The sequence below is a fragment of the Bacillus sp. JFL15 genome (genome assembly GCF_001184225.1).
Classification (GTDB): Bacteria; Bacillota; Bacilli; order Bacillales; family Bacillaceae; genus Bacillus; species Bacillus siamensis.
Genome location: NZ_KQ236689.1, coordinates 3,071,393 through 3,097,733 on the forward strand (window position 1 = coordinate 3,071,393; position 26,341 = coordinate 3,097,733).

General features: G+C 49.1%; 23 protein-coding genes and 1 riboswitch. Of the genes, 22 read left to right on the plus strand and 1 reads right to left on the minus strand.

Annotated features, from left to right (window positions below):
* Window positions 1-111: 111 nt before the first annotated feature.
* From AD710_RS15460 to AD710_RS15535, 15 genes are all read left to right on the plus strand, one after another.
* Window positions 112-1,026 carry an aspartate carbamoyltransferase catalytic subunit gene (locus AD710_RS15460; protein ID WP_049628438.1) on the plus strand — a complete coding sequence of 305 codons (915 nt, stop codon included), beginning with the start codon at window positions 112-114 and terminating at the stop codon, window positions 1,024-1,026.
* Window positions 1,010-2,296, plus strand: a complete 1,287-nt coding sequence (locus tag AD710_RS15465; protein WP_049628439.1) for a dihydroorotase — start codon at window positions 1,010-1,012, stop codon at window positions 2,294-2,296. Before AD710_RS15460 ends, AD710_RS15465 begins: the two co-directional genes overlap by 17 nt.
* Complete coding sequence (locus AD710_RS15470) at window positions 2,293-3,387, plus strand: carbamoyl phosphate synthase small subunit (RefSeq protein WP_049628440.1); 1,095 nt, start codon at window positions 2,293-2,295, stop codon at window positions 3,385-3,387. The genes AD710_RS15465 and AD710_RS15470 overlap by 4 nt, the downstream gene beginning before the upstream one ends.
* Complete coding sequence (carB, locus tag AD710_RS15475) at window positions 3,372-6,587, plus strand: carbamoyl-phosphate synthase (glutamine-hydrolyzing) large subunit (RefSeq protein WP_049628441.1); 3,216 nt, start codon at window positions 3,372-3,374, stop codon at window positions 6,585-6,587. The genes AD710_RS15470 and carB overlap by 16 nt, the downstream gene beginning before the upstream one ends.
* Complete coding sequence (locus tag AD710_RS15480; RefSeq protein WP_045926094.1) at window positions 6,584-7,354, plus strand: dihydroorotate dehydrogenase electron transfer subunit; 771 nt, start codon at window positions 6,584-6,586, stop codon at window positions 7,352-7,354. The genes carB and AD710_RS15480 overlap by 4 nt, the downstream gene beginning before the upstream one ends.
* Window positions 7,354-8,289: a dihydroorotate dehydrogenase gene (locus AD710_RS15485; protein WP_049628442.1), complete on the plus strand. Its 936-nt coding sequence runs from the start codon at window positions 7,354-7,356 to the stop codon at window positions 8,287-8,289. The genes AD710_RS15480 and AD710_RS15485 overlap by 1 nt, the downstream gene beginning before the upstream one ends.
* Entirely contained in the window at window positions 8,258-8,977 is a 720-nt protein-coding gene (gene pyrF / locus AD710_RS15490) for an orotidine-5'-phosphate decarboxylase (RefSeq protein WP_049628443.1), read from the plus strand. Before AD710_RS15485 ends, pyrF begins: the two co-directional genes overlap by 32 nt.
* Complete coding sequence (pyrE, locus tag AD710_RS15495) at window positions 8,974-9,606, plus strand: orotate phosphoribosyltransferase (RefSeq protein ID WP_049628444.1); 633 nt, start codon at window positions 8,974-8,976, stop codon at window positions 9,604-9,606. Before pyrF ends, pyrE begins: the two co-directional genes overlap by 4 nt.
* A gap of 101 nt (window positions 9,607-9,707) precedes the next feature.
* Window positions 9,708-9,812: riboswitch (SAM riboswitch) on the plus strand.
* A 126-nt stretch (window positions 9,813-9,938) separates the two neighbouring features.
* The gene (locus AD710_RS15505; RefSeq protein ID WP_047475086.1) at window positions 9,939-10,640 is read left to right on the plus strand and encodes a phosphoadenylyl-sulfate reductase; all 702 of its coding nucleotides are present in this window, start codon (window positions 9,939-9,941) and stop codon (window positions 10,638-10,640) included.
* A 12-nt stretch (window positions 10,641-10,652) separates the two neighbouring features.
* Window positions 10,653-11,717 carry a sulfate permease gene (locus tag AD710_RS15510; RefSeq protein WP_016936176.1) on the plus strand — a complete coding sequence of 355 codons (1,065 nt, stop codon included), beginning with the start codon at window positions 10,653-10,655 and terminating at the stop codon, window positions 11,715-11,717.
* 47 nt (window positions 11,718-11,764) lie between these two features.
* Window positions 11,765-12,913, plus strand: a complete 1,149-nt coding sequence (sat, locus tag AD710_RS15515) for a sulfate adenylyltransferase (RefSeq protein ID WP_049628445.1) — start codon at window positions 11,765-11,767, stop codon at window positions 12,911-12,913.
* A 13-nt stretch (window positions 12,914-12,926) separates the two neighbouring features.
* Window positions 12,927-13,520, plus strand: a complete 594-nt coding sequence (gene cysC / locus AD710_RS15520) for an adenylyl-sulfate kinase (protein WP_049628446.1) — start codon at window positions 12,927-12,929, stop codon at window positions 13,518-13,520.
* Window positions 13,521-13,644: 124 nt separating this feature from the next.
* The gene (gene cobA / locus AD710_RS15525) at window positions 13,645-14,418 is read left to right on the plus strand and encodes a uroporphyrinogen-III C-methyltransferase (protein ID WP_016936173.1); all 774 of its coding nucleotides are present in this window, start codon (window positions 13,645-13,647) and stop codon (window positions 14,416-14,418) included.
* Complete coding sequence (locus AD710_RS15530; RefSeq protein ID WP_016936172.1) at window positions 14,419-15,204, plus strand: sirohydrochlorin chelatase; 786 nt, start codon at window positions 14,419-14,421, stop codon at window positions 15,202-15,204. It begins immediately after the preceding gene.
* Window positions 15,185-15,673, plus strand: coding sequence for a precorrin-2 dehydrogenase/sirohydrochlorin ferrochelatase family protein (locus AD710_RS15535; RefSeq protein WP_049628447.1), 489 nt, complete (start codon window positions 15,185-15,187; stop codon window positions 15,671-15,673). Before AD710_RS15530 ends, AD710_RS15535 begins: the two co-directional genes overlap by 20 nt.
* A 315-nt stretch (window positions 15,674-15,988) precedes the next feature.
* On the opposite strand, the gene AD710_RS15540 is transcribed toward AD710_RS15535, so the two are convergent.
* The gene (locus tag AD710_RS15540) at window positions 15,989-17,695 is read right to left on the minus strand and encodes an Rqc2 family fibronectin-binding protein (protein WP_045926124.1); all 1,707 of its coding nucleotides are present in this window, start codon (window positions 17,693-17,695) and stop codon (window positions 15,989-15,991) included.
* Window positions 17,696-17,814: 119 nt separating this feature from the next.
* On the opposite strand from AD710_RS15540, the gene AD710_RS15545 reads away from it, so the two are divergent.
* The 7 genes from AD710_RS15545 (at window position 17,815) to priA (ending at window position 26,337) form a co-directional block, all read left to right on the plus strand.
* Window positions 17,815-20,487 carry a calcium-translocating P-type ATPase, SERCA-type gene (locus tag AD710_RS15545; protein WP_049628448.1) on the plus strand — a complete coding sequence of 891 codons (2,673 nt, stop codon included), beginning with the start codon at window positions 17,815-17,817 and terminating at the stop codon, window positions 20,485-20,487.
* Between the two features lie 81 nt (window positions 20,488-20,568).
* Complete coding sequence (locus tag AD710_RS15550) at window positions 20,569-21,444, plus strand: YicC/YloC family endoribonuclease (RefSeq protein ID WP_049628831.1); 876 nt, start codon at window positions 20,569-20,571, stop codon at window positions 21,442-21,444.
* A 76-nt stretch (window positions 21,445-21,520) separates the two neighbouring features.
* Complete coding sequence (gene remA, locus AD710_RS15555; RefSeq protein WP_003154355.1) at window positions 21,521-21,790, plus strand: extracellular matrix/biofilm regulator RemA; 270 nt, start codon at window positions 21,521-21,523, stop codon at window positions 21,788-21,790.
* A gap of 7 nt (window positions 21,791-21,797) precedes the next feature.
* A complete protein-coding gene (gmk, locus tag AD710_RS15560; RefSeq protein ID WP_016936166.1) occupies window positions 21,798-22,412 on the plus strand; it encodes a guanylate kinase in 615 nt (204 codons plus the stop codon).
* A 3-nt stretch (window positions 22,413-22,415) separates the two neighbouring features.
* Window positions 22,416-22,619 (plus strand): DNA-directed RNA polymerase subunit omega, encoded by a 204-nt coding sequence (gene rpoZ / locus AD710_RS15565; protein ID WP_003154346.1) that lies wholly within the window; start codon window positions 22,416-22,418, stop codon window positions 22,617-22,619.
* An 89-nt stretch (window positions 22,620-22,708) separates the two neighbouring features.
* On the plus strand, window positions 22,709-23,929 hold the full coding sequence (gene coaBC, locus AD710_RS15570) for a bifunctional phosphopantothenoylcysteine decarboxylase/phosphopantothenate--cysteine ligase CoaBC (RefSeq protein WP_049628449.1): 1,221 nt from the start codon (window positions 22,709-22,711) through the stop codon (window positions 23,927-23,929).
* Entirely contained in the window at window positions 23,926-26,337 is a 2,412-nt protein-coding gene (gene priA, locus AD710_RS15575) for a primosomal protein N' (protein ID WP_049628450.1), read from the plus strand. The genes coaBC and priA overlap by 4 nt, the downstream gene beginning before the upstream one ends.
* The last annotated feature ends 4 nt before the right edge of the window (window positions 26,338-26,341 follow it).

Consider the following 26,341-nt stretch of genomic DNA (forward strand, 5'->3'; position numbering starts at 1 on the left):
AAGGGTTATAACGGGAAGAAGCTGTACGCCGCTTCTCTCTTTAACCGCACCCCGAGTCTATAGACCGGGGTGTTTTTTACGGCCTTCAAGCGGAAACGGAGGAGAAAAAACATGAATCATTTAACGGCGATGTCTGAACTGAGCGCGGCTGAAATTACAGAACTGCTGCGTGAGGCAAAAGCGATAAAAGAGGGTACAGTCCGCCCTGATCTCGCGGGAAAATTCGTTGCGAATCTGTTTTTTGAACCGAGCACGAGAACGCGGTTCAGCTTTGAAGTGGCGGAAAAGAAACTCGGAATGAACGTGCTCAGCTTAGACGGCACGAGCACAAGCGTTCAAAAAGGCGAGTCCTTATACGACACGGTCAGAACACTGGAATCAATCGGAGCGGACGCCTGCGTCATCAGGCACAGCACGGATGAATATTACAAAGATCTGATAGACAGAGTCAATATTCCGATCTTAAACGCAGGCGACGGCTGCGGCCAGCATCCGACTCAGTCATTGCTCGATTTAATGACGATTCAAGAGGAATTTGAGACCTTTCAGGGCCTGACGGTTTCTATTCATGGCGATATCAAACACAGCAGGGTGGCAAGGTCAAATGCCGAGGTGCTGACAAGGCTCGGCGCACGCGTGCTGTTTTCAGGGCCGCCGCAATGGCAGGATGAGAAAAACGCCTTCGGCACCTGTGTACAGACGGATGAAGCCATACAAGCTTCAGATGTCGTCATGCTGCTCCGCATTCAAAATGAAAGGCATCAGACAGAAGCCGACCAAAAAGGCTACCTGGGAGCATACGGGCTGACCGCAAAGCGGGCGGAAAGCATGAAGCGGCATGCCATTATCATGCATCCCGCACCGGTGAACAGAGGAGTCGAAATTGACACAACATTAGTAGAATGCGAAAAATCAAGAATCTTTAAACAAATGGAAAACGGTGTGTATATCAGAATGGCAGTCTTAAAAAGAGCACTGCAAACCAATGCGAAAAGGGGAGAAGCGGCTTATGTCTTATCTCATTAAAAACGGCTGGATGTTAAATGAACAGGGAGAAAAAGTGAAACAGGATATCCGGGTAACAGGAGAAATCATTGCGGAAACCGGCATTCTGACCGCGCAAGACGGAGAAACGGTGATTGACGCTGACGGACTGTTCATCTCACCGGGACTCGTGGACCTTCATGTGCACTTCAGAGAACCGGGCGGCGAGAAAAAAGAAACCATTGAAACTGGCTCTAAAGCTGCGGCGCGCGGCGGTTTTACCACAGTCGCCGCCATGCCGAATACAAGACCCGTGCCGGATACGAAAGAGCAGATGGAATGGCTGCAAAACCGGATCAAAGAAACCTCATCTGTCAGGGTTCTTCCTTACGCATCCATTACGATCAGACAAACCGGCCAAGAAATGACAGATTTTAAGGCGCTTCATGAAGCGGGCGCATTCGCCTTTACCGATGACGGCGTCGGCGTTCAGACGGCCGGAATGATGTATGAAGCCATGAAACGGGCGGCTTCAATAAATAAAGCGATTGTCGCTCATTGTGAGGATAACTCACTTATTTACGGCGGAAGCGTGCATGAAGGCTCTTTTTCAAAAGCGAACGGCCTAAACGGCATACCTTCCATTTGTGAAGCGGTACATATCGCCCGTGACGTGCTTCTGGCGGAAGCGGCGGGCTGCCATTACCATGTGTGTCATATCAGCACGAAAGAATCCGTCAGAACCGTAAGAGACGCAAAAAAAGCGGGAATCCGCGTGACAGCCGAAGTGTCGCCGCACCACCTGCTGCTTTGTGACGAAGATATCCCGGGGCTTGATACCAATTTTAAAATGAATCCGCCGCTTCGCAGCAAAGAGGACAGAGAGGCGCTGATCGAAGGGCTTTTAGACGGCACGATTGATTTCATCGCCACTGACCATGCGCCGCATACAGAGGAAGAGAAAAATACGGACATGAAGCTTGCGCCTTTCGGTATCGTCGGTTTAGAAACAGCCTTTCCGCTTCTGTACACACATTTTGTGAAAAACGGGACGTGGACGCTGAAGCAGCTGGTTGATTTCATGACAACAAAACCTTGCGAGGCGTTCGGTCTTCCGTACGGAACGCTCGCACAGGGGGCGCCGGCTGACATCACCCTGATTGATCTGGAAAAAGAAGCGGCCATTGACAAAGATACATTTTTATCTAAAGGAAAAAATACGCCATTCAACAAGATGAAGTGCTTCGGCTGGCCTGTTGCAACGATGGCTGCCGGTAAGCTTGCATATGAAGAAGGGAGACTCGTCAAATGAAAAGAAGACTAGTGCTGGAAAATGGAGCGGTATTTGAGGGTGAAGCATTCGGGAGCCTGGAGCATACCGCGGGTGAAGTTGTATTCAACACGGGAATGACCGGTTATCAGGAAATTTTATCAGACCCTTCCTACTGCGGGCAGATCGTGACGCTGACGTATCCTCTGATCGGCAACTACGGGATTAACAGAGATGACTTTGAATCCATCACTCCTTTTGTAAAAGGGCTGATCGTAAAAGAACTGTGCGAGCTGCCTTCCAACTGGAGATCTGCTTACACGCTTGACGAGTATTTAAAAATGAAAAATATCCCCGGCTTACAAGGGATCGACACGCGAAAGCTCACAAGAATGATCCGCACGGCCGGTGCATTAAAAGGAACATTTGCATCTTGCGAGGAGGATGTCGAAGCGGTTCTGACACGTCTGAAAGAAACGGAACTGCCGAGAAATCAAGTCGCTCAAGTATCGGCGAAAACGGCTTATCCAAGTCCGGGCCGCGGCAAACGCATCGTACTCGTTGATTTCGGCATGAAGCACGGCATTTTAAGAGAATTAAACAAACGAAAATGTGATGTCATCGTGGTGCCGTACAATGTAACCGCGGAAGAAGTGCTCCAGCTGAAGCCGGACGGCATCATGCTATCTAACGGACCCGGAGATCCGAAAGATGTACCGGAAGCGATTGAGATGATAAAAGGCATACTCGGGAAGGTGCCGTTATTCGGAATCTGTCTCGGCCATCAATTATTTGCGCTGGCGTCAGGAGCGGATACGGAAAAAATGAAATTCGGACACAGGGGCTCCAACCATCCGGTTAAAGAGCTTGCGACAGGGAAAGTCGCTTTAACCGCTCAAAACCACGGATATACAGTTTCTTCTATAGATGAGACGGAGCTTGAAGTGACACATATTGCGATCAATGACCAAACGATCGAAGGCCTCAAGCATAAAACATTGCCGGCATTTACGGTTCAGTACCACCCCGAAGCTTCACCGGGGCCGGAAGATGCCAATCATTTATTTGACAGATTCATTGACTTGATCGAAACAACTGAGAAAGAAGGGGAAGCGGTATGCCAAAACGCATAGATATTAAAAAGATTTTAGTGATCGGATCAGGCCCGATTATTATCGGACAGGCGGCGGAATTTGATTATGCGGGCACACAGGCGTGTCTCGCTTTAAAGGAAGAAGGCTATGAAGTCATTCTCGTCAACTCAAATCCGGCAACGATTATGACGGATACGGAAATGGCCGACCGGGTATACATCGAACCGCTGACGACGGAATTTCTCACGCGTATCATCAGAAAAGAGCGGCCGGATGCCATCCTGCCGACCCTTGGAGGGCAGACCGGACTGAATCTTGCCGTCGAGCTGTCTGAACTCGGGGTTCTCGAGGAATGCGGAGTGGAAGTGCTCGGCACAAAACTGTCCGCCATCCAGCAGGCGGAAGATCGCGACTTATTCCGTACACTGATGAATGAGCTGAATGAACCGGTGCCGGAAAGCGAGATCATCCGCACTTTGCAGGAAGCCGAGGAATTTGTCGGCCGGATCGGGTTTCCGGTTATCGTGCGCCCTGCTTACACTTTAGGCGGAACGGGAGGAGGCATCTGCTCGAATGAAGCGGAGCTGAAAGAGATCGTCGAAAACGGATTAAAACTAAGCCCCGTCCATCAATGCCTATTGGAAAAAAGTATCGCCGGCTACAAAGAGATCGAATATGAAGTCATGAGAGACAGCAGAGATCATGCGATCGTCGTCTGCAATATGGAAAATATCGACCCGGTCGGCATCCATACGGGCGACAGCATCGTCGTTGCTCCGAGCCAGACGCTTAGCGACCGGGAATACCAGCTTTTGCGCAATGTTTCATTAAAGCTGATCCGCGCGCTCGGCATAGAAGGCGGCTGTAATGTTCAGCTCGCGCTCGATCCCGACAGCTTCCAATATTACATTATCGAAGTGAATCCGCGGGTGAGCCGCTCATCTGCCCTCGCTTCAAAAGCGACGGGTTACCCGATCGCAAAGCTTGCGGCGAAAATCGCAGTCGGGCTTTCTCTTGATGAAATGATGAATCCCGTAACGGGAAAAACATATGCGGCTTTTGAGCCCGCGCTTGACTATGTCGTTTCTAAAATCCCGCGCTGGCCGTTTGATAAATTTGAGTCGGCAAACCGCAGACTCGGAACGCAGATGAAAGCCACCGGAGAGGTCATGGCTATCGGACGCACTCTTGAAGAATCGCTGTTAAAGGCGGTCCGCTCATTGGAAGCTGATGTCTATCACCTGGAACTGAAGGATGCGGAAGAGATTTCTGACGGACTTTTGGAAAAACGGATCAGAAAGGCCGGAGATGAACGGCTGTTTTACCTTGCAGAAGCGTTCAGAAGAGGCTACACAGTCGAGCAGCTTCATGAGTTTTCCGCAATTGACGTCTTCTTTTTGCACAAGCTCTGTAAGCTGGTCGCTTTTGAAACTGAGCTGAAAGCGGAAAAAGGAAGCCTCACCGCCCTGCAGACAGCGAAGGAACTCGGTTTCTCTGACAAATACATCAGCCGGGAATGGAATATGCCGGAACAAGAGCTGTACCAAATGAGAAAAGAAGCAGCCATCAAGCCTGTATATAAAATGGTGGATACGTGCGCGGCGGAATTCGAATCAGAAACCCCGTACTTCTACAGCACATATGAGGAAGAAAATGAATCTGAAGTGACATCAAGAAAAAGCGTCGTCGTCCTCGGCTCCGGTCCGATCCGCATCGGACAGGGCGTCGAATTTGACTATGCGACCGTTCACTCTGTCTGGGCGATCAAGCAGGCAGGCTATGAAGCGATTATTATCAACAACAACCCTGAGACAGTGTCAACTGATTTCAGCATTTCAGACAAGCTGTATTTTGAACCGCTGACGGTTGAAGATGTCATGCATATCATTGATTTGGAACAGCCGGAAGGCGTCGTCGTCCAATTCGGCGGCCAGACGGCGATCAATCTTGCGGAAGAATTGAGCGCCCGCGGCGTCAAGATTCTCGGCACATCACTTGAGGATTTAGACCGTGCGGAAGACCGGGATAAGTTCGAGCAGGCGCTTGAGGCGCTGAACGTGCCGCAGCCGCTCGGAAAAACCGCTGTGTCGGTGAATGAAGCGGTCAAAATTGCCGCATCCATCGGCTATCCGGTACTTGTCCGCCCTTCATATGTGCTCGGCGGCCGGGCGATGGAGATCGTCTATCACGAAGAAGAGCTGCTTCACTATATGAAAAATGCGGTCAAAATCAACCCGCAGCATCCGGTGTTAATCGACCGTTATCTGACGGGGAAAGAAATCGAAGTCGACGCCGTATCTGACGGCGAAACAGTCGTCATCCCGGGAATTATGGAGCATATCGAGCGGGCCGGCGTCCATTCAGGGGATTCAATCGCCGTCTATCCGCCTCAGTCTTTAAGCGGAGACATTAAGAAAAAAATCGAACAATACACTGTAGCCTTGGCAAAAGGCCTCAACATCGTCGGTTTGCTGAACATCCAATTCGTCCTGTCGCAAGGTGAAGTGTATGTGCTTGAAGTAAATCCGCGGTCAAGCAGAACCGTGCCGTTCTTAAGCAAAATCACAAAGATTCCGATGGCGAATCTGGCGACAAAGGTCATTCTCGGCCAAAAGCTTGCTGATTTCGGCTATCAAGAGGGACTGCAGCCTGAACAGCAGGGGGTATATGTGAAAGCGCCTGTCTTCTCATTCGCGAAGCTGAGAAGAGTGGATATTACATTAGGGCCTGAAATGAAGTCGACGGGAGAGGTCATGGGCAAAGATTCAACTCTTGAAAAAGCGCTCTATAAAGCACTGATTGCCTCTGGCATTCAAATTCCGAATTACGGCTCGGTGCTGTTGACCGTTGCTGATAAAGATAAAGAAGAAGGACTTCTGATCGCGAAGCGGTTCCATGCTATCGGCTATAACATCATGGCGACGGAAGGAACGGCCGCTTATTTGAAAGACGCTCAGATTCCGGCTCAGGTTGTCGGGAAAATCGGCGAAGAAGGGAAGAATCTCATCGACGTCATCAGAAACGGAGAAGCGCAATTTGTCATCAATACGCTGACAAAAGGAAAACAGCCGGCCAGAGACGGCTTCAGAATCCGCCGTGAATCCGTTGAGAACGGAGTCGCCTGCCTGACATCTTTAGATACGGCCGAAGCCATTTTGCGGGTGTTGGAAAGCATGACATTCCGGGCGGATCATATGCCGGCATCTGAAACCAATCAAAAGGCGGCCGTTACGGTATGAAGAAAGCGCACTTGACTGTTCAATCCAACTCAGAAATTGCCGACCGGATTTATAAGATGGTGCTGAAAGGAGAGCTTGTCCGGCACTTTACCGAGCCGGGACAATTTCTTCATCTGAAGGTAAGTGACGCGGTCACGCCGCTATTAAGAAGGCCGCTTAGCATTGCGGACGTCAATTTCGCCGCGGATGAAGTATCCGTTATCTACAGAGCTGACGGTGAGGGGACGCGTCTTTTGTCTGAGAAAAAAGAGGGCGGCAGGATAGACGTTCTCGGCCCTCTCGGCAACGGATTCCCCGTCCGCCGGATAGAATCCGGCAAAACCGCGCTGTTAGTCGGAGGCGGAGTCGGGGTTCCGCCTTTGCAGGAATTGTCAAAGCGCCTGACGGAAAAAGGCGTAAACGTTATTCACGTGCTTGGGTTTCAATCAGCAAAGGATGTTTTTTATGAACAGGAATGTCTCGCATACGGAGATACCTACGTGGCGACGGCTGACGGAACATATGGAGAAAAAGGATTTGTCACCGATGTCATCCGCGAAAAGCAGCTCGAATTCGATGTCCTGCTCAGCTGCGGGCCGACACCGATGCTGAAAGCGCTGAAGCAGCAGTACGGCCATAAAGAGGTTTACCTTTCGATGGAAGAGCGGATGGGCTGCGGAATAGGGGCCTGCTTCGCCTGCGTGTGCCGTACGGGCGAAAGCGATACGTCGTATGTAAAAGTCTGCCTTGACGGGCCGGTATTTAAAGCTGAAGAGGTGGCGCTGTAATGTTAGAGGTGAATCTGCCGGGTCTCCAATTGAAAAACCCGATCATCCCCGCTTCCGGATGTTTCGGTTTCGGGAAGGAATATGCCGGATTTTACGATTTATCATGCCTCGGAGGCATCATGATTAAAGCCACCACGAACGAAGCCCGCTTCGGAAATCCGACACCGAGAGTGGCGGAGACAAGCGCGGGAATGCTGAATGCCATCGGACTGCAAAATCCCGGTCTGGAGCATGTGCTCAATCATGAGCTGCCTTGGCTCGAACAGTTTGACACGCCGATTATCGCAAACGTCGCGGGTTCTCAGGTGGAAGACTATAAAGAAGTAGCCGAACGCATCAGCCAAGCGCCGAATGTGTATGCGCTTGAGCTGAACATTTCGTGTCCGAATGTCAAAACGGGCGGGATTGCTTTTGGAACTGATCCCGTCATGGCGGCCGATCTGACAAAAGCGGTGAAAGAAGTTTCCTCAGTGCCTGTGTATGTGAAGCTTTCTCCTAATGTCGCAAACATAACCGAAATTGCGAAAGCGATTGAAGCGGCCGGTGCTGACGGGCTGACGATGATTAATACACTCGTCGGGATGAGGCTTGATCTTAAGACGGGCCGGCCGATTTTAGCAAATAAAACGGGCGGACTGTCAGGCCCGGCGATCAAACCGGTCGCCATCCGGATGGTATACGAAGTCAGCCAGGCCGTTGAAATTCCGATTATCGGGATGGGCGGCGTCCAGACCGCAGAAGATGCATTAGAATTTCTTCTCGCCGGAGCGAGTGCGGTTGCCGTCGGGACGGCCAACTTCGTCAATCCGTTCGTCTGCCCGGAAATCATTGAACAGCTCCCTCATGTGCTGCGCCAATACGGTTATCAATCTGTAAGTGAATGCATCGGAAGGAGCTGGAAACATGCAAAACAACCTGCCCATCATCGCGCTTGATTTTGCATCAGGAGAAGAAACTTTAGCGTTTTTAGATTTGTTTGAAAAGGAAAAGCTGTTTGTCAAAACGGGGATGGAACTTTTTTATCAGGAAGGACCCGCCATCATTCACCAATTAAAAGAACGGAACTGTGATATATTTTTAGATTTGAAGCTTCATGATATTCCGACTACAGTCAATAAAGCGATGAAGCGGCTTGCGGGCCTCGGCGTTGATCTCGTCAATGTACATGCCGCAGGGGGCGGACGCATGATGCGCGCAGCTCTTGAGGGGCTTGAAGAAGGCACCCCGGCAGGCAAAAAACGCCCGTCATTAATCGCAGTCACCCAGCTGACGAGCACTTCAGAGCAGATGGCGAAGGAAGAGCTTCTGCTGCAAAAGCCGCTGTTAGAAACGGTTGTGCATTACGGCAAAATGGCTGAAGAGTGCGGGCTGGACGGCGTGGTATGTTCGGTTCATGAAACAAAAGCCATTTATGAAGCGGTCCGGCCGTCATTTCTGACAGTCACGCCGGGCATCCGCACGGCCAATGACGCCGCTGATGATCAAGTCCGGACGGCGACTCCGTCATTTGCGAAAGAAAACGGTTCGTCTGCCATTGTCGTGGGCCGTTCAATTACAAAAGCGGAAAACCCCGTTAAAGCATATGAAGCCATTAAACTGGAATGGGAGGGCGTTCGCCGATGAAACAGGCTATCGCAAAACATCTATTACACATTGAAGCTGTCTTTTTACGCCCGAATGAACCGTTTACGTGGGCGAGCGGCATTTTATCGCCGATCTATTGTGACAACCGTCTGACATTGTCGTATCCAAAAGTGAGAAATGATGTGGCGGACGGGCTCGGCAAACTGCTGAAAGAGCATTTCCCCGAGGCGGAGATGATCGCGGGCACTGCAACGGCAGGCATTCCGCATGCTGCGCTTCTCGCGGACCGTACAGGTGCTCCGATGTGCTACGTCAGAAGCAAACCGAAAGCGCACGGCAAAGGAAATCAAATAGAAGGCGCCGTTAAAAAAGGACAAAAAACAGTCGTGATTGAAGACTTGATTTCTACCGGGGGCAGCGTGCTTGAAGCTGCGGCGGCCCTTCAAAGAGAGGGCGCGGAAGTCCTCGGCGTCCTTTCTATTTTTACATACGGACTGCCGAAAGCAAGAGAAGCCTTTAAAAAAGCGGGTCTGCCGTACTACTCGTTAACAGATTATGACACGCTGATTGAAGTAGCGCTTGAAAACGGAACGATACATTCAGATGACATTGAGAAACTGAAATCATGGAAACAAAATCCCGAGTCAAAAGATTGGTTTAAAAAATAATGACAATAAAAACAGGCCTCAGGGCCTGTTTTATTATTCCTATCAAAAAACTCGGGTTGACTTCTGTTAGAATTGTGCTAAAATTTAGTACAAATCTAAAAAGCTTATCAAGAGCGGCTGAGGGACTGGACCGATGACGCCCGGCAACCTGCGTATCATGCAAGGTGCCGCATCCAGAAAAATGCACAGCATTTTGAAGATAAGGGCTATAACGGGTCACTGTCTTTCATTCCGCTGGATTGAAAGTTTTTTATATGAAAAAAGATTGAGGGATAAGACAACCGGCAGAAAACAACAGCTGTTTGATTGTCTCCGGGAGGAGGAAAGAAAAAATGCTAACGTATGACACATGGGAGGAACCGGCGATTACATTTCCGGAAGACGATTCCTATAAAGGCGCGCTGTCCGTTTTAAAATGGGCATACGGCCACTACGGAGACCAGCTTGTTTACGCGTGCAGCTTCGGGATTGAGGGAATCGTCCTGATCGATTTAATTTCTAAAGTGAAAAAAGACGCGGAAATCGTGTTTCTCGATACAGGACTTCACTTTAAAGAAACATATGAAACGATCGAAAAAGTGAAAGAACGTTACCCGGGACTGAACATCATCCTGAAAAAGCCCAGCCTTACTCTTGAGGAACAGGCCGAGGCTCACGGAGATAAACTGTGGGAAAGAGAACCGAACCAGTGCTGCTTCATCAGAAAAATTCTGCCGTTAAGAGAAGCGCTCGCCGGGCGTCCGGCATGGCTGTCCGGTCTCCGACGCGATCAAGGGCCGAGCCGGGCGAATACGAATTTCCTGAATAAAGACGATAAGTTTCAATCTATTAAAGTATGCCCGCTGATCCACTGGACGTGGAAAGACATCTGGAGATATACATCCAAGCATGAGCTGGATTACAACATTCTTCATGATCAGGGCTATCCGAGCATCGGCTGTGAACCGTGCACTTCACCTGCGTTTACTGCAGAAGACTTGCGGAGCGGCAGATGGAACGGAATGGCGAAAACAGAATGCGGACTGCATGAATAAAGGAGCTGCACAATGGAATTAGCCGCTATTTTATTCTGCCTGTTTTTCGCCATGAATATCGGAGCCAGCGGAGCCGCGGCTTCAATGGGAGTCGCTTACGGGTCCGGCGCCGTTAAAAAGAAAACGTATGCGCTGATCATCTGCGCGGCTGGCGTCCTGTCAGGGGCGGTTATCGGCGGCGGAGAAGTCGTTAAGACGATCAGCGGCGGAATCATTCCCGAACAGACCATTACGCTCACCATTGTCTGCATTATTATCGGAGCTGCGGCGTTATCGTTATTCACGGCGAATGTGCTCGGCATTCCGCTGTCGACGAGCGAGGTCACCGTCGGGGCGATTGTCGGGGTCGGAGTCGCGTACAAAGTATTGTTTCTGCAGCATCTTTTGGTCATCGTGATTTTTTGGGTGCTCGTTCCGTTTGTCGCGTTCTGTTTCACGTTTCTCGTATCGAAGGTATCCAGTTCTCTGAATATTCGAGTCATTTCGAGCCGGAAACAGAAGGTTTTGGGGATTGTCTTGCTTATTGCGGGGTTTTGGGAAGCTTTTTCAGCCGGAATGAACAACGTCGCAAATGCGGTAGGGCCTTTAGTTGCCGCCGGCGTGCTCAGCGTGTCCAAAGGGACGCTGTACGGAGGTATCTTTGTCGCTCTCGGCGCTCTGCTTTTAGGACGCAGAGTGCTTGAAACCAACGGGAAAAAGATTACGAGATTTTCCGCCGGCGAAGGCATACTGCTTTCCGGAACCGGGGCCGGGCTTGTCATTATCAGTTCCGTGTTCGGTCTGCCGGTTCCTTTGGCGCAGGTGACATCATCATCAATCATCGGTATCGGAATGGCCAAAAACGGGCCGAACGTTTTTCATAAAGAAGTCGTGAAAACGATGCTCAAAGTATGGGTCGTTTCGCCGTTTTTGTCACTGTCGATTTCGTATCTGCTTGTCTCTCTGCTGTTAAAAGGAGATTACTATTCCATCTTTATGATGGCCAGCGTGCTTTTGGCAGCTGGCGGAGCCGCCAGTCTGATGAAAGCCATCCGAAAAGAGAAGCGCTCTGTCCATGAACAAGGCGGGGGCATTTAACTATTAATCTGAGTTTATTTATCTGTTAACTGGGAGGAAAATGTACTATGAGTCTAGCACCGCACGGAGGAACATTAGTTAATCGGGTGAATGAGCAGTATGATCTTACATCCGTCCAAAAAGAAATTGAGCTGGATTTGATTTCGTTTGCTGATTTAGAGCTGATCGGAATCGGTGCCTACAGCCCGATTGAAGGATTTTTCACAGAAAAAGATTACGTGTCAGTCGTTGAAAATATGCGTCTGGCATCCGGGGCCGTCTGGTCTTTGCCGATTACGCTTCCGGTCGATTCAGAAAAAGCGGCTGAGCTTGCTGTCGGAGACACCGTAAAACTGACTTACGGCGGAGAAACATACGGCGTAGTGGACATCGAAGATATTTATACGCCGGATAAACAAAAAGAAGCCGTTCACGTATATAAAACCGATGATGACGCTCATCCAGGAGTGAAAAAACTATTTTCACGCGGCGATACGTATGTCGGCGGGCCGATCACATTAATTAAAAAAGCGTCAAAGCAGTTTCCTGAGTTTACATTTGAACCTGCTGAAACGAGACGAAGCTTTGAAGAAAAAGGCTGGAAAACCATCGTCGGTTTCCAAACGAGAAATCCGGTTCACCGCGCTCACGAATATATCCAGAAAACCGCGCTTGAGACGGTTGACGGCCTGTTTTTGAACCCGCTCGTCGGTGAAACAAAATCAGATGACATTCCGGCGGATGTCAGAATGGAAAGCTATCAGGTGCTGCTCGATCATTATTATCCGAAAGACCGCGTTTTCCTCGGTGTATTTTTGGCGGCAATGCGGTACGCGGGACCGAGAGAAGCCATTTTCCACGCGCTTGTCCGCAAAAACTACGGATGCACGCATTTTATCGTCGGCCGCGATCATGCCGGCGTCGGTGATTACTACGGAACATACGAAGCGCAAGAGCTGTTTGATCAATTTACAGCGGATGAGCTCGGGATTACACCGATGAAATTCGAGCACAGCTTCTTCTGCCAAAAATGCGGCAACATGGGAACCGCCAAAACATGTCCGCATGACAGAGAAGACCACGTCATTCTGTCGGGAACAAAGGTCAGAGAAATGCTGCGAAGCGGCGTCATGCCGCCGGCGGAATTCAGCCGTCCTGAAGTTGTCGATGTGCTGATTAAAGGGCTGAAAACGAAAGAAGAAGCAGGCGTTTCTTAAGGAGGAAAAAAGAGTGACAAATCGTGATATCGTATGGCATGAAGCCTCAATAACGAAAGAAGAATACCAGCAGAAAAACAAGCATAAAAGCTCTATCCTCTGGCTGACGGGTTTAAGCGGTTCAGGGAAATCTACCATTGCAAACGCCGCAGCCCGCGAGCTGTTTGAACAGGGCTATCAAGTCATTGTGCTTGATGGAGATAACATCCGTCACGGCTTAAACAAGGACTTAGGATTTTCTGATGATGACCGCAAGGAAAATATACGCCGAATCGGGGAAGTGGCAAAGCTTTTCGTTCAGCAGGGCACCATCGTCATTACGGCTTTTATTTCTCCGTTCCGTGAGGACAGAGATCAGGTGAGAGAGCTGATGGCAGAAGGCGAATTTAATGAAATCTATGTAAAATGCGACCTCGATATATGTGAAAAGCGCGATCCGAAAGGTTTGTATAAAAAAGCCAGAAACGGCGAAATTCCGTTCTTTACGGGAATCGACTCACCGTATGAAGAGCCGAATGCGCCTGAGCTCGTACTTGATTCAGGAAAATATGAACGCGAAGAATGCACCGGCAGACTGATTGATTTTGTGAAAAACAGCTTAGCATAATAAGTCCGAAAAGGCCGCGCAATCAGCCGGATATCCTCCCTAATGGCGGGATACGGTAAAATAGCTGAGGTGCGGCCTCGCGGCTGTTCTGTGAAGATGTCAAAACGGATCGGGGAGACATGCTATGGGGAAAGTATTTATCGTTGGAGCCGGTCCGGGAGATCCGGACTTATTAACGGTCAAGGCAATGAAAGCCATACAGAAAGCGGACGTTATACTATATGACAGATTGGTAAATAAAGAGATTTTACAGTATGCAAGAGAAGAAGCGGATCTGATTTACTGCGGAAAGCTCCCGGATTTTCATATTATGAAGCAGGATACGATCAACCGTTTCCTTGTGAAGTATGCGAAAAAGGGAAAAACCGTGGTCAGGCTCAAGGGGGGCGACCCGTTTGTTTTCGGCCGCGGGGGCGAAGAAGCGGAGGCTCTCGCGCAAAACGCCATTCCGTTTGAGATCGTTCCCGGCATTACATCGGGAATCGCGGCAGCTGCTTACGCCGGCATCCCCGTTACGCACAGGGAGGCGAGCTCCAATGTCGCATTTGTTACAGGGCATTATAAACAAGAAGACGACTTTGAAGAAAAATGGAAAGCACTGGCGACGGGCATTGATACGCTGGTGATTTATATGGGGATTAAAAATATCCGGCAGATTGAAAGAATGCTGCTGGAAAACGGCAGAGACGGCGGCACTCCGGCGGCCTTTATTCATTGGGGAACGACGGACAGGCAAAAAACAGTCGTCTGCACCGTCAGCACACTTTCAGACACAGTGATAAAAGAAGAAATCAAAAATCCGAGCTTAATCGTCATCGGTGATGTCGTTAATTATCACTGCAAGCTGGACTGGTTTGAATCTGAACTGAAAAATCCGGATCTGAGCGAGGCGTTGTAAATGAAGCAGGCGATTTTATACATTGGGCACGGAAGCCGGCTGAAAAAAGCGCAGGCAGAATCGGCCGCGTTTTTAAAAGGGTGCATGCCGCACGCTGACGCCCCCATTCAGGAAATCTGTTTTTTAGAACTGCAGGAACCGTCTATTGAAGCGGGCTTTGAAGCATGTGTCAAACAAGGCGCCACTCATATTGCAGCTGTGCCGCTGCTGCTCTTGACCGCTGCCCACGCAAAGCATGACATTCCGGCTGAAATCGCCCGTGCAGCGGCCCGGCATCCCGATATAAAAGTAACATACGGTGTCCCGATCGGAGTGGATGATGAAGTCGTCAAAGCGGTGCATCATCGCATTGAGGACACCGGAGTGCCGATTGAGCAGGCGAAAGTGGTGCTGATCGGCAGAGGAAGCACAGATCCGGCGGTTAAAAATGCCGTCAGTGAGATTGCCGGAAAACTTGAGGCGATCACACCTGTTAAAGAAGTCATCCCTTGTTTTTTAACAGCCTGTGATCCCCACTATAAAGAAGTGTTTGCAGGCCTTGAAGAAGATGGCGGAGCACCCGTTTTTATCGTCCCGTATCTTCTGTTTACAGGGCTTTTAATGACTGAAATTCAACGGGAAGTCCAAAAGCTTCAGACGGTCAATCGAAATGTGCATCTCGCTTCATACTTAGGTTTTCACCCGCATATTAAGCAGGCGTTTTTGAACCGTGTGACAGAGGCTGTTCGAAACCCCGGCGGGCAGTTTGATTTTAAGGGGGGACAGTATGCTGCCTCTTCACATTAATCTCAGCGGAAAAAGAATTGTCATCGCGGGCGGGGGCAGTGTTGCCTTAAGAAGGCTCAAAACAGTGCTTCCGGAAGGCGCGGATATTACTGTAATCAGTCCCGATGTCCTGCCGGAAATTAAACAGCTTGCGGATGAAGGACGCATCCGCTGGATTGCCCGGAAAATTGAAATGAAGGATCTCACGCCCGCTTTTTTCATTATTGCCGCGACAAATGACCGAGGCGTGAATCAGAAGATAGCCGCAAGCGCTTCTGAAACGCAGCTGGTCAACTGTGTAAGCAACGCTGAACAGGGCACAGTATATATGCCGAAGATCATCCGCAAAGGACGCATTGAAGTATCAGTATCAACAAGCGGCGCAAGCCCGGTACATACGAAAAGACTGGCTGAAAACATTGAGCCCTTGATTACTGATGATTTGGCTGAAGAAGTGGATCGATTGTTTGAGAAAAGAAGAAGACTATAAAAACTATACCTTGTCTGTCATCAGGCAGGGTATTTTTTATGCTTTCCTGACTGTCTTGCTGCTTTCGAGACGAGGAGAAATGATTCAAAAAAAGGAAGCGGGCTGTTTCGTTCAGAATTTGCTTATGTGAACGCTGACACGGGGGTCACCGCCGTCCGGATACAAAGGACCAAGCCGATCTTTACTTGACGGGAAACCGTTCACATCCTTTAAAGATCGGTTCTGACGGCTGAGAGAGTGTCTCCATTTATGTTCAGAAATGAGGTAATAAAAAAACACCACCAAGCTGAGTGCGGTATCAGCTTGATGGTGCGTTTATTTTTTCAGCCGTATGACAAGATCGGCATCAGGTGTGACAAATACAGTATGCTGGCTGTCATAGGTGACGAAGCCGGGCTTTGCGCCGTTTGGCTTTTTCACATGTCTGATTTTTGTATAATCAACCGGTACGGAGCCGGAATCTTTCGCCTTGGAAAAATAAGCGGCGATCGCAGCTGCTTCCAATATGGATTGTTCATCCGGATCGCTGCTTTTAATCACAACGTGGGAACCTGGAATGTCTTTCGTGTGGAACCATACATCATCCCTTGCGGCGGCTTTTGTCGTTAAGTACTCATTTTGTTTATTATTTTTGCCGACAAGGATCGTCAATCCCTGCGAAGATTCATATTGCTCTAAAACAGGAACGTGCTGTTTCTGTTTTTTCTGTCCTCTTTGCTGTTTCGGACGCAGGTATTTGCCTTCGACAAGCTCCTCCCTTATTTCGTGAATATCCTTTGTGGAAGCGGAGGAAAGCTGCTGGATCAGCTGATCGAAATAAGCGATTTCCTCCTCGGCCAGGCGGATCTGTTCTTTTACAACCTCAACGGAATTCTTCGCTTTTTGATATTTTGTAAAATACATCTGCGCGTTTTCGGACGGTGTTTTGTTCGGATTTAAAGGGATGGTCACCGTCGGACTCTCTTCATCATAGTAATTGATGACGTTCGCTTCTTTGTCGCCTTTTTTCAGCATATACAAATTCGCCGTCAGCAGCTCGCCGTATAGCTGGAATTCTTTCGCGTTCTCTGAGTAGTCCAGTGTCTTTTCCAGTTTTTTGATCTTGTTGGCGTTCTTTTTTCGTTCATTTGCGACAAACCGCTCAAGATCCTGGGCCTGCTGTTTAACGCGGTCGCGCTCTGCTTTTCCGAAATAAAACCGGTCTAACAGTTCACTCAGTGATTGAAAGGTTCGCTCTTCTCCGTTTACATGCGTGAGAGACAGGAGATAAAAGTATTCCTTTCCGCCTGCTGTCGTGATGTTCGGTGTAAACCTGCAGTCCTTCACGCTGCGGAACATCTCTGTCAGCGTCTTCGGCAGCGTTATTTTGTTAGCGAGGCCCGCTCTGTGAACAGCTTCTTTTGCAAACAGCGGAGAAACCCCGGAGAAATGTGTGACGATCTGCTGGTCAAGCCGCCCTTCCTGAAAACTGAGATGACGCAAAATGTCCTCTTCATCCGCAGCAAGCGGCGAAATTTTTTCCTGAGCGGGAGGGAGTTTGTAATCATAGCCCGGCAGAACGGTCCGGTAGCTGTTCATCGACGGAGATAAATGCTTCAGTCCGTCAATGATGGCACCTTCTCCGTCAGTGAGAATAATATTGCTGTGGCGCCCCATAATTTCAACATACAGTGTTCTGACGGTTTCGTCGCCGATTTCATTTCTGCTTTTTATGCGGAATATCATAATCCGGTCTAATCCGGCCTGTTCTATTTTCTCAATAAAGCCGCCTTCTATATGCTTTCTGAGCAGCATACAAAACATCGGGGGCTCGCTCGGATTTTCATAGGCCTGGTTTGTCACGTGCACCCGTGAATAGCTCGGATGCGCCGATAATAATAATTTATGGTTTTTTCCGTTAGCGCGGATATGGAATATTACATCGTGCTTAAAAGGCTGATGGACTCTCGTAATCCGGCCTCCGGCGATCCGGCTGTTTAATTCATGTGTCATTCCGTATGTAAACATGCCATCAAAAGACATATAAAACACCCTTTCCTTCTTCCTGCATTCGATAATTATAGCATGAAAAGGGACGAGTCAGAATAAGCTTGTTTACAGAGTGACATCTCTAAAGCGAGGCAGGGGAGTGGACGAGAAGAATGAAGTTTCATGAAATGGGTCAAACCGATTTGCTGAAAGCAACAAATACGTCCATTAAACAGGGATTGACCGAAAAAGAGGTGAAAAAACGCCTTGAAAAGCACGGACCGAACGAGCTTCAGGAGGGCAAGAGGACACCGGCGATCGTCGTGTTTTTCGCCCAATTTAAAGATTTTATGGTGCTCGTGCTGCTTGTGGCAACCTTAATTTCCGGGTTTTTAGGCGAATATGTAGATGCCGTGGCGATTATGGCGATTGTATTTGTCAATGGGGTGCTCGGTTTTTTTCAGGAGAGACGGGCGGAGAAGTCTTTACATGCATTAAAAGAGCTGTCAACGCCGTATGTGTCAGCATTGCGGGACGGGAGCTGGAAGAAAATTCAGTCCAAGGAGCTCGTTCCCGGCGATATCGTGAAATTTTCAAGCGGCGACCGGATCGGCGCTGATGTCCGGATCGTTGAAGCGAAGAGCCTTGAAATCGAAGAATCGGCGCTGACCGGGGAATCGATCCCGGTTGTCAAACAAGCTGATAAGCTGAGAAAGCCGGATGTTTCTTTAGGCGATATCAACAATATGGCGTTTATGGGGACGATCGTAACGCGTGGCAGCGGTGTCGGCGTCGTCGTCGGTACAGGAATGAATACGGCAATGGGGAAAATCGCCGATATGCTGGAATCCGCCGGCAATCTTTCAACACCGCTGCAGCGAAGACTGGAAGAGCTCGGCAAAATCTTGATTATCGTCGCGCTGCTTTTGACGGTATTGGTCGTTGCAGTCGGCGTCTTACAGGGACATGAGCTTTACAGCATGTTTTTGGCCGGGGTGTCATTGGCCGTCGCAGCGATTCCGGAAGGGCTTCCCGCCATTGTTACGGTGGCATTATCAATCGGCGTTCAGCGCATGATCAAACAAAAATCAATTGTCAGAAAGCTCCCGGCAGTTGAAACATTGGGCTGCGCCTCTGTCATTTGTTCTGATAAAACCGGCACGCTGACACAAAACAAAATGACCGTCACCCATATGTGGTCAGGGGGAAAAACATTTAAAGTGTCAGGTATCGGCTATGAGCCGGCGGGAGTTTTTACACGCGATGAGCGGGAAATCAAGCCGAAAGATGAGAAGATGCTTGAACAGATGCTGGTTTTCGGCGCATTATGCAATACGTCCGAAATAGAACTGAAAGACGGTCATTATGTGCTTGACGGCGATCCGACAGAAGGAGCGCTGCTGACGGCCGCGAGAAAAGGCGGCTATTCAAACGACTGGCTCAGTGAACAATACCGGGTTGTTGCCGAGTTTCCGTTTGACTCCGTCCGCAAAATGATGACCGTCATCGCCGAAGATAAGGAAAAAAAGCGGTTCGTCATCACCAAAGGAGCGCCTGATGTGCTGATTGAACGCTCGTCACATATGATGCACGGCGGCAGAAGTGCGCCGTTTTCAGAAGAAAAGAAAGCTGAGGCAGAAGCGGTCTTGAAAGAACTGGCGTCGCAAGCCCTCCGGACGATCGCGATTGCTTATAAACCGTTAAATCCGGGTGAAAAGCCGACAATGGAGCAGGCGGAAAAGAACCTGACGATACTCGGCCTGTCCGGCATGATTGATCCGCCTCGTCCGGAGGTCAGACAGGCCATTAAAGAATGCCGTGAAGCGGGCATTAAAACGGTGATGATTACCGGTGATCACGTCGAAACGGCAAAGGCGATCGCGAAAGATTTGCGGCTTCTTCCGAAAAAAGGGCGTGTGATGGACGGAAAAACGCTGAATAAGCTTTCTGAAAAAGAGCTTACGGAGACAGTCGATGATATTTACGTATTCGCACGCGTATCACCTGAACATAAATTGAAAATCGTCAAAGCGTTTCAGGAAAACGGACACGTCGTCGCCATGACAGGAGACGGAGTAAATGACGCCCCGGCCATAAAGCAGGCTGATATCGGCGTTGCTATGGGCGTGACGGGAACGGATGTGGCAAAGGAAGCGTCCTCTCTTATTCTGGTAGATGATAACTTCGCTACGATTAAATCAGCCATAAAAGAGGGGAGAAATATCTATGAAAATATAAGAAAATTCGTCCGGTATTTACTCGCCTCCAACGTCGGTGAGATTTTAGTCATGCTGTTTGCGATGCTTCTCGCTCTGCCGCTGCCGCTCGTTCCGATTCAGATATTGTGGGTGAACTTAGTCACTGACGGGCTGCCGGCTATGGCGCTCGGTATGGATCAGCCGGAAGATGACCTGATGAGGCGGAAGCCGCGGCATCAGAAAGAAGGGGTATTTGCTAGAAAACTGGGCTGGAAAGTCGTCTCAAGAGGATTTTTAATCGGAGCCGCAACCATTTTAGCGTTTATCGTCGTGTATCACCGCAATCCTGAAAATCTCCCGTATGCACAGACCGTCGCATTCGCGACTCTTGTTCTGGCTCAGCTTATACACGTATTTGACTGCCGGAGCGAAACGTCTGTTTTCTCCCGTAATCCGTTTGAAAATATCTATCTGCTCGGCGCCATCGTTTCTTCTGTTTTCCTGATGGCCATCGTCATCTATTATCCGCCGCTGCAGCCTATTTTCAAAACTGTGCCGATTACGCCGGCCGATTGGATGCTGATTCTCGGCATGTCGGGCATACCTACTTTTTTGCTGGCGGGTTCACTTTTGACAAGAAAAAAATAATTCCATATGATATAATCTTAGGGGTAATAGCATGTCTATTGCCCTTTTATTTTGATAATGGGAAAGAATTGGGTGTTTCATATGATACGGAGTATGACAGGCTTCGGCAGCGCAAGCAGCACAAAAGGCGATCTTTCGGCAACCGTTGAGTTGAAATCCGTCAATTACCGGTTCAAAGAAGTGAACGCCCGTCTGCCAAGGCCTTTGCTATATGTAGAGGATAAGCTGAAACAAATCATATTGCAGCATATACAGCGCGGAAGAGTAGAACTGTTTCTTACTGTAAACAGTGACGCGCTCATAAAAAGAAGCCTGAAAATCGATTGGGAGCTCCTTGATGAATATGTGAGCGCCGCCCGCGTCATGAAAGATCGCTACAGCCTGGCCGCTGAACCCGACGCAATGGATTTCTTTGCTTTTGAACACATTGCACAGATTCATGAAGAGCAGATGCGTGATGACAAGCTTGAAGAAGTCATCACGGAGGCTGCTGAGCTGGCGGTAAAGGAACTTTGTGACATGAGGGAAAAAGAAGGCCGGCTTTTGGCGGAAGACTGCTTTCTGCACATTGAGCGGCTTGAGACGCTGTCCGAACGGGTGAAAGACCGCGCTTCGGCCGTTGTTACCCATTACCGCGAGCGTCTTTACGCCCGAATGAAGGAATGGACGGAGGACGCGATTGACGAAAGCAGGCTGATCACGGAATGCGCCATTTTCGCCGACCGTTCTGATATAACGGAAGAAATTACCAGATTAAAGAGCCATTTTGTTCAATTCCGTGATATATTAAAAGAAGGCGGTGCAGTCGGCCGCAAACTTGATTTCCTCGTTCAGGAACTTAACCGCGAAGCGAACACGATCGGCTCAAAAGCCAATGATCATCAAATCACAAAGCTTGTCGTGGAAATGAAAAGTTCTATTGAAAAATTGAAGGAACAAGTGCAAAATATAGAATAGCGACTGTGCGTATTGTTTACAGACGGTCTCTTCAGGTTACACTAGAGACGTCTATTTTACAGGGGGAACGTAGAAGATGACGATTAAACTGATTAATATCGGATTTGGCAATATCATCTCCGCCAATCGGATGATTTCGATTGTCAGCCCGGAGTCTGCGCCAATAAAGCGAATGATCCAGGATGCAAGAGACCGCGGAATGCTAATAGACGCTACATACGGACGAAGAACCCGTGCAGTTGTCGTCATGGATAGTGATCACATTATCCTATCTGCCGTCCAGCCTGAGACAGTTGCACACAGACTTTCTGTGAAAGAAGAAATTATGGATGAAGGGCAGGGGTAATTGCCGCATGAAAGAAAGAGGGTTATTAATCGTTCTCTCAGGTCCCTCCGGAGTTGGAAAAGGAACGGTTCGGCAAGCAATATTTTCACAAGAAGATACAAAATTTGAATACTCAATTTCAGTCACGACGAGAAACCCGAGAGAGGGCGAAGTCGACGGCGTCGATTATTTCTTTAAATCAAGAGATGAATTCGAACGCATGATTGAAAACAACAAACTGCTTGAATGGGCAGAATATGTCGGCAACTATTACGGAACGCCCGTTGATTATGTCGAACAGACGCTTCAAGAAGGAAAAGACGTCTTCTTAGAGATTGAAGTGCAGGGCGCGCTCCAAGTGCGGAATGCATTTCCGGAAGGCCTGTTTATCTTCTTAGCGCCGCCGAGTCTTTCTGAGCTGAAAAACAGAATCGTGACAAGAGGGACAGAAACAGACGATTTAATTGAAAACAGAATGAAGGCCGCCAAAGCTGAAATCGAAATGATGGACGCGTATGATTATGTCGTGGAAAACGACAATATCCAAACGGCTTGTGATAAAATTAACGCAATTGTTCTCGCCGAGCACTTAAAGCGTGAACGCGTTGCTCCGAGATATAAGAAAATGCTGGAGGTAGAATAACTTATGTTAGATCCGTCAATTGACTCTTTAATGAATAAATTAGATTCTAAATATACTTTGGTGACTGTGTCTGCAAGACGCGCGCGTGAAATGCAGATCAAAAAAGACCAGCAGATTGAACATACCATTTCTCACAAATATGTAGGCAAAGCTTTAGAAGAAATTGACGCGGGCCTGCTTTCGTTTGAAAGAGAAGACAGCGAATAACAAGCACACGTAGCAACCTATCTCTACATAGGTTGTTATTTTTTTCCGTTTGGGATTTGTCCAATGCTTTCATAAAGGAGAGAGACTTCATGAAAAACCGAAACATTCTGCTATGCGTAAGCGGAGGGATTGCCGTTTATAAAGCTTCCGCGCTCACGAGCAAGCTGGTCCAGGCCGGTGCGAACGTAAAAGTGATTATGACTGAGTCCGCGCGTGAGTTTGTTTCTCCGCTGACATTTCAGGCGCTGAGCCGGAATGAAGTGTATACAAATACTTTTAAAGAACAAAATCCGAAGGTGATTTCTCATATTGACGCCGCTGACTGGGCGGATTTAATTATCGTCGCACCCGCTACGGCAAATGTCATCGGCAAGCTTGCCAACGGAATTGCTGACGATATGCTCACAACGACGGTGCTGGCGGCGGAGGCTCCGGTGTGGGTGGCGCCTGCGATGAATGTCCATATGTATGATCATCCGGCGGTGAAACGGAACATTTCCGTGCTTTATCAGGACGGCGTCCGTTTTATTGAGCCGAGTGAAGGCTATTTGGCATGCGGATATGTCGGCAAAGGAAGGTTAGAAGAGCCGGAGCTTATTGTTGAGCGTGTCAGAGAGCATTTTAAGGAGCCGGAAGACGATGCGCCGCTGAAAGGAAAACATATTGTCATTACGGCGGGTCCGACGCGCGAAGCCGTGGACCCCGTCCGCTTTTTCACAAATAAATCCACCGGCAAAATGGGCTATGCCGCTGCCGAAGCTGCCGTCCGGCTGGGTGCGCGGGTGACGCTGATTTCAGGTCCGGTGTCAATAGAACCTCCTGAGGGGCTGTATCAGTTCCTTCCCGTGCAATCAGCAGCAGATATGAGAGACGCCGTGCTATCTGTGTTTGATTCATGTGACATCGTCATTAAGACGGCGGCCGTGGCCGATTTTACGCCGGCGGCTGTTTCTGAACATAAAATGAAGAAGAAAGACGGTTCACTCGTGATCGAGTTCAACCGTACGGCAGACATCCTGAAAGAACTCGGCGAACGGAAAACACACCAGCTTCTGATCGGCTTTGCGGCTGAAACACAAGACATCGAACGCTATGCGCGCAGAAAACTTGAACAGAAAAACCTTGATATGATCGTGGCGAATGACGTGAAAGCCGAAGGAGCCGGGTTTGGCACAGATACGAATGTCGTCACCTTCTATTTCCGGGACGGAAGAAAGCGGGAGCTTGCGCTTATGTCTAAACTTGACGTTTCCTTTGAAATGCTGAAGGAAATAACAGCTTTGAAAGACGAGGACCGAAAACCCGTATGAATGTAGCTGAAGTCATTGTTGATGTAAGCTCCAAAAACATTGACAGACCCTTTGATTACAAAATCCCCGATCATTTAAAGGGAATGATCGAAGTCGGCATGCGGGTGATTGTCCCGTTCGGCCCGCGCAAGCTTCAAGGGTTTGTGACCGGTTTGAAAGATTCGTCTGAATTAAACGGCGGGTCAATGAAGGAAGTGGAGAAGCTTCTTGATTTGACGCCCGTTCTGACTGAAGAACTGATGCAGCTGTCTTCATGGCTTTCTGACAAAACGCTGTCGTTTAAAATCACGGCGCTTCAGGCCATGCTGCCGGCAGCGCTGAAGGCGAAGTACGAAAAAGAGCTGAAAGTCGTTGACGAAGAAGCGCTGACACCGGACATCAGACAGCTTTTCAGAAATCAGAAAAGTCTTCTGTACTCGGATATTACCGATGAACGCCTTCTTTCGTCACTTCAAAAATTCGTGCGCAAAGGAAGCATTGATGTCACATATAAGGTCGCCCAGAAAACGAATAAAAAAATGATCCGCATGATCGAAGCGGGGGCAGACAAAGAGGAACTCACCCGGCACGCAGATTCATTGACAAAGCAGGCTGCTAAACAGCTCGCCGTGCTTACTTATTTTATCGGCGGGGGAGAAAAGATTTCCGCGGCTGAGCTTTGCAAAAAGACCGATTCCAGTTCAGCGACGCTGAAAACGCTTCTCAAAAAGGGGCTTCTTACGGAAAGTTTTGAGGAGGTTTACCGCGATCCTTATCAGGACAGAATGTTCAAAAAAACAGAGCCGCTAGCCCTTACTGAAGAGCAGCAGGACGCTTTTGAGCCGATTAAACAAGCCGTAGCCGATCATGTTCATCACGTCTTTCTGCTTCACGGCGTAACGGGAAGCGGCAAAACGGAAATTTACCTGCAGTCCATTGAAAAGGTGCTGGCAAAGGGAAAAGAAGCCATCGTGCTCGTTCCGGAAATCTCATTGACACCGCAAATGGTGAACCGATTTAAAGGCCGTTTCGGCTCTCAGGTTGCGGTCATGCACAGCGGTTTATCCACAGGTGAAAAATACGATGAATGGCGGAAGATTCAGCGCAAGGAAGTCCGGCTTGTCGTCGGAGCCAGGTCGGCCATCTTTGCCCCGTTTGAAAATCTCGGTATGATCATTATTGATGAAGAACACGAATCTTCCTATAAGCAGGAGGAAATGCCGCGGTATCATGCTAAGGACGTAGCCATCCGCCGGGCCGAGCATCATAACTGTCCGGTCGTCCTCGGGAGCGCCACGCCGACATTGGAGTCATTTGCGCGGGCGAAAAAAGGCGTTTATGAGCTGCTTCCGTTAAAACACCGCGTAAATCGCCAGCTCATGCCGGATGTTTCTCTCGTTGATATGAGAGAAGAGCTGAGAAACGGCAACAGGTCGATGTTTTCAATAGAGCTGATGGAACAGCTGGAAGAGAAGCTTGCGAAAAAAGAGCAGGCCGTTCTCTTTCTGAATAAACGGGGGTATTCTTCGTTTGTCATGTGCCGGGACTGCGGCTATGTACCGCAATGTCCGCATTGCGACATTTCAATGACGTATCACCGCTACGGGCAAAGGCTGAAATGCCACTACTGCGGTCATGAGGAGTCTGTTCCGGGAACATGTCCGGAATGCGGCAGTGAACATATCCGCTTTTTCGGCACGGGAACGCAGCGTGTGGAGGAAGAGCTTACCAAAGTGCTGCCACAGGCGCGCGTCATCAGGATGGATGTGGACACGACTTCAAGAAAAGGCGCCCACGAAAAGCTATTGTCCGCGTTCGGTGAAGGAAAAGCGGATATCCTGCTCGGCACGCAAATGATCGCAAAAGGGCTTGATTTTCCGAACGTGACACTCGTCGGAGTATTAAGCGCAGATACGACGCTTCACATCCCTGATTTCAGGGCGGCTGAGAAGACATTTCAGCTGTTGACCCAAGTAAGCGGACGGGCCGGGCGGCATGAAAAGCCGGGAACGGTGGTCATTCAAACGTATACACCGTCTCATTACAGCATTCAGCTGACGAAAACGCATGACTATGAAACTTTCTTTCAGCAGGAGATGGCGCACAGGCGGGCTCAGTCATATCCGCCTTATTATTACGTGGCGCTGGTGACCGTTTCTCATGAAGAAGCGGCAAAAGCGGCGGTCACCGCAGAAAAGATTACAAACTATTTAAGAGCGGGGTGCGGGCCCGACACGAAAATTCTTGGGCCGGCGGCTTCCCCGATTGCCAGGATCAAAGATAGATATCGCTATCAATGCGTGATAAAATACAGACAGGAAAACGAGTTGCAGATTCAGTTGAAAAAAATACTGGAGCACTATAAACGCGACATTGCACAAAAGCATGTAATGATTTCAATCGATATGAATCCGTACATGCTGATGTAACATT